The organism is Pedobacter sp. HMWF019, from assembly GCF_003061025.1.
Classification (GTDB): Bacteria; Bacteroidota; Bacteroidia; order Sphingobacteriales; family Sphingobacteriaceae; genus Pedobacter.
In genome coordinates, this window is record NZ_QAIL01000222.1 from 1 (window position 1) to 4,093 (window position 4,093).

4 protein-coding genes are annotated in these 4,093 nt (G+C 40.9%); all 4 read left to right on the top strand.

Annotation, left to right across the window (positions count from 1 at the left end):
- Positions 1-55 precede the first annotated feature (55 nt).
- Genes radC through DBR11_RS13325 form a run of 4 tightly spaced genes read left to right on the top strand, consistent with a single transcriptional unit; the run spans position 56 to position 3,845 of the window.
- Positions 56-754: a DNA repair protein RadC gene (radC, locus tag DBR11_RS13310; protein ID WP_199233835.1), complete on the top strand. Its 699-nt coding sequence runs from the start codon at positions 56-58 to the stop codon at positions 752-754.
- A gap of 37 nt (positions 755-791) precedes the next feature.
- Positions 792-3,191 carry a phenylalanine--tRNA ligase subunit beta gene (gene pheT / locus DBR11_RS13315; protein ID WP_108553159.1) on the top strand — a complete coding sequence of 800 codons (2,400 nt, stop codon included), beginning with the start codon at positions 792-794 and terminating at the stop codon, positions 3,189-3,191.
- A gap of 41 nt (positions 3,192-3,232) precedes the next feature.
- Complete coding sequence (locus tag DBR11_RS13320) at positions 3,233-3,523, top strand: hypothetical protein (protein WP_108553160.1); 291 nt, start codon at positions 3,233-3,235, stop codon at positions 3,521-3,523.
- 31 nt (positions 3,524-3,554) lie between these two features.
- Entirely contained in the window at positions 3,555-3,845 is a 291-nt protein-coding gene (locus tag DBR11_RS13325; RefSeq protein ID WP_108553161.1) for a cell division protein ZapA, read from the top strand.
- Positions 3,846-4,093 lie beyond the last annotated feature (248 nt).

Genomic DNA, 4,093 nt, shown 5'->3' on the forward strand with positions numbered 1-4,093 from the left:
GCTTTACAATATTCAGAACGGGATAGGCACTGCTTATTCCGTTTTTTTTGTTCCTATGACAATATACGGACAAAAAATAGGGATAAAGCACTGGGCGGAAGAAGACCGACCGAGAGAAAAACTAGTACTTCAAGGCAGAAGACATCTAACTGATGCAGAATTGCTCGCCATTCTGATTGGCTCTGGAAACCGGGAAGAAACCGCTGTTGACCTCAGCAAGCGCCTGCTCCTTTTTTACAAAAATGATCTGGATCAGTTGGGGAAAGCATCCATCGCTGAACTCTGTAAATTTAAAGGAATTGGAGAGGCCAAGGCGGTTGCGGTTGTGGCTGCCCTAGAGCTGGGCAGAAGAAGAAAGGAAAGTTTGCCAGCAGAAATCCTTAAGATTACCAGGGCAAGAGATGCCTTTGATATTCTGTCTCCTATTCTTTCTGATCTTCCCCACGAGGAATTCTGGATGCTCATCCTAAACCGAGCTAATCATGTAAAGGATAAAGTGCTCATCAGCAGGGGAGGTCAGTCTGGAACGGTGGTGGATACTAAAATCATTTTTAAAAATGCATTGGACAGAAATGCCAGTTATCTGATCCTGGCTCATAACCATCCATCAGGAAATACCAAACCAAGTACCGAAGACCTCAGGTTAACCAGAAGAATCTCGGAAGCAGGCAAAATCCTCGATATTCCAATTTTAGATCATATAATCATTGGAGACCGCTCATTCTTTAGCTTTGCAGATGAAGGATTGGTTTGAGATTTTATATCTTTGCATTTTATACGGATAATATAACATGAAGATCTCTTATAACTGGCTTAAACAATTCATTCAAACAGATAAAACCCCACAAGAACTTTCACTGATCCTGACCAATATCGGTCTGGAAGTAGAGAGTCTGGAAAAAGTACAGCCCATTGCAGGCGGACTTGAAGGCTTGGTGATCGGTAAGGTGCTTACTTGTGTACAGCATCCGAATGCAGACCGTTTAAGAGTAACTACTGTAGATGCAGGAGGGGCTGAACATATCCAGGTGGTTTGTGGTGCGCCTAATGTAGCCGAAGGGCAGAAGGTGGTTGTGGCCACTGTAGGTACTACAGTGTATCCTAACGAAGGAGAGCCTTTCAAAATCAACAAATCGAAAATAAGGGGGGAAGTTTCTGAGGGTATGATCTGTGCAGAAGATGAGATCGGCCTGGGCGGTTCGCATGCTGGTATCATGGTACTTCCTGAAGATACCCCTGTAGGTATTCCTGCAAAAGAATACTTTAAAATGGAAGACGACTACCTGTATGAAATTGGTTTAACACCCAACCGTGCAGATGCAGCCTCACACCTGGGGGTGGCCCGTGACCTGGCAGCTTATTTCCGTACCGGAATAACGATGCCTGATGTTTCTTCTTTTAAAACAGATAATGAAGACCTGGATATTAAAGTGCTGGTAGAAGATGAAGATGCCTGCCCGAGATACAGCAGTGTCTGCATCAGTGGTGTAACTGTTGCCGATTCGCCAGACTGGCTGCAGGATAAGCTGAAAGTGATTGGTATTCGTCCTATAAATAATATTGTAGACATCACTAATTATGTTCTGCATGAATTGGGGCAACCTTTACATGCTTTTGATGCCGATCAGATCACAGGAGGAGAGGTTTTGGTCAAAAAAGCAACAGAAGGTGAGTCCTTCGTTACATTGGATGGCGTTGAACGTAAGCTTTCAGCAGAAGACCTGATGATTTGCAATGCAGAAGCACCGATGTGTATTGCTGGTGTTTTTGGAGGTAAAAGCTCCGGAGTAAGCGCAGAAACCATCAATGTATTCCTGGAGAGTGCTTATTTTAACTCCGTATCGGTACGTAAAACATCCAAACGCCACAACTTAAAAACAGATGCCTCGTTCCGGTATGAAAGAGGAACAGATCCGGAAATTACAGTATATGCACTGAAAAGAGCAGCCCTGCTGATCCAGGAGATCGCAGGAGGTACTATTTCTTCTGGTATCTCAGACCTGTATCCTAATCCGGTTAAACCATTTGAAGTAGAGGTTTCTTATAAAAACATCAACAATCTGATTGGGGCTTCTATTCCGGAAGTAGAAATTAAAGCCATTATTACTGCTTTAGGTATCGCTGTAGCCGAAGAAAAAGAAGGCCAGCTGTCTTTACGTGTACCTAATTACAAGGTAGATGTGACCAGGGAGTGCGATGTGACTGAAGAAGTCCTTCGGATTTATGGTTACGACAATATTGCCATTCCATCCAAGATCAATGCTTCTTTATCGTACGGATCAAAGCCCGACAGAGAACTGACCCAGCACATCATAGCAGATATGCTTACTGCAAACGGATTTCTGGAGATCTGGTGTAATTCTTTAACTAAAAGTACTTACTCTAAAAATATTGACGAAGCTGTACATCTGCTTAATCCATTGAGTTCTGATCTCAATGTAATGCGTCAGGGCTTGCTGATGCCGGCTCTGGAGAGTGTAGCTTATAACCAGAACCGTAAGAATCAGGATGTAAAGTTCTACGAATTTGGAAAGACCTATCACTTAATCAATGAAAAGTATGTAGAGCGCCCGCGCTTGCTGCTACTGATTTCAGGTACGAGCCTGGCTGAGCAATGGAACCATAAAGCCAATCCGGTAAGTTTCTACCATCTGAAAGCTGCTGTAGATGCCATTACCGGCCGTTTGGGTATCAGCACCTATCAAACAGAGGAGGTGAATGACGAGAACTTTGCTTATGGTGTGCGCTATTTCCGTGGAGACAAAACTATTGTTACTTTCGGTGCTGCTACCGCTGCAGATAGAAAAAAAGGTGATGTGGATAAAGAGGTGTTTTATGCTGATTTTGACTGGGCATTATTATTGGAGATGATTAAAAAGAACAGGATCATCAACAAAGAGGTTCCAAAATATCCTGCGGTAAGAAGAGATCTTTCTATGTTGGTGGATACTGCTGTCACTTTTGATGATCTGAAAACCATTGCTTTCAAGACAGAAAAGAAACTGCTTAAAAACGTACAGGTATTTGATGTGTATAAAGGGGATAAATTGCCTGAAGGTAAAAAATCTTACGCCTTGAATTTTACTTTGCAGGACGAAGAGCAGACTTTAACCGATAAGCAGATAGATGCGGTTATGCAAAAGATTATATCTAACTTAGCGCAAACAGCAAAAGCAGAGATCAGAAAATAATTTATTGAGTAGAATTTCAGATAAAAATAAATTTTAATACCATGACTTCGGTTGCAGAACAATTAAATTCAGTACTACATAAAACAGCCCGTTTAATTGAGCTGTGCGGTGCTTTACAAGAAGAAAATGAGTTATTAAAGCTTGAAAATCAATCTATAAAGACTACTTTGGACGCCGCTAAAAATAAGAATACAGACCTGGAAGAAAAGCTTCGTGTATTGAAATTAGCGAAAAGTATTGAGGGAACTAGTGAAAAGACTCTTGATATAAAGCAAAAAATTAACGATTTTGTGCGTGAAATAGATAAGTGTGTTGTGTTGCTGAAGAAATAAGGCTACTGGAATAGTGAAACAAAGCTAAGAAATGGGAGAAATCTCGATAAAAATAACTATCTCTGACCGTATCTATCCCTTAAAGGTAAATACGGAAGAAGAGGAAATTGTAAGGCGGGCAGCCAAGATAATTAATGAGCGCATAAAGGACTATCAGGAAAATTATGCGGTAAGGGACAAGCAGGATTTACTCTCTATGGCTGTATTGCATTATGCAACAGCTGTATTAAGAGTAGAAAATAAGGCCCAGGATCAGGATACTGCCGTTGCCGATAAGGTGGAAGAGCTGGATAGTTTATTAAACGATTTTTTTTCAAAATAGGATTGTTCTTTATATAAGTTACATTAGCAAAAAGGTATAGCCGCAGCTAGACTCTTGAGTTTCATTATTTTTTAAACTTAACACTTCAATATTTATAGGGTTGAGAGCGTACATTTCATCTGCATTTGCACCTGAAAATAACGTAAATCCTAATTATGCTTACGTTGAAGTTTACAACATATGGAACAGAAAGAGTTTAGTTGCGGTTTTTTTTTACAAAAATTTTGAAGATAGAGCGTGCTTAAGCC

Coding starts and splice junctions, on each gene's coding strand:
- radC (WP_199233835.1), top strand. CDS start 56: ATGACAATATACGGACAAAAAATAGGGATAAAGCACTGGGCGGAAGAA.
- pheT (WP_108553159.1), top strand. CDS start 792: ATGAAGATCTCTTATAACTGGCTTAAACAATTCATTCAAACAGATAAA.
- DBR11_RS13320 (WP_108553160.1), top strand. CDS start 3,233: ATGACTTCGGTTGCAGAACAATTAAATTCAGTACTACATAAAACAGCC.
- DBR11_RS13325 (WP_108553161.1), top strand. CDS start 3,555: ATGGGAGAAATCTCGATAAAAATAACTATCTCTGACCGTATCTATCCC.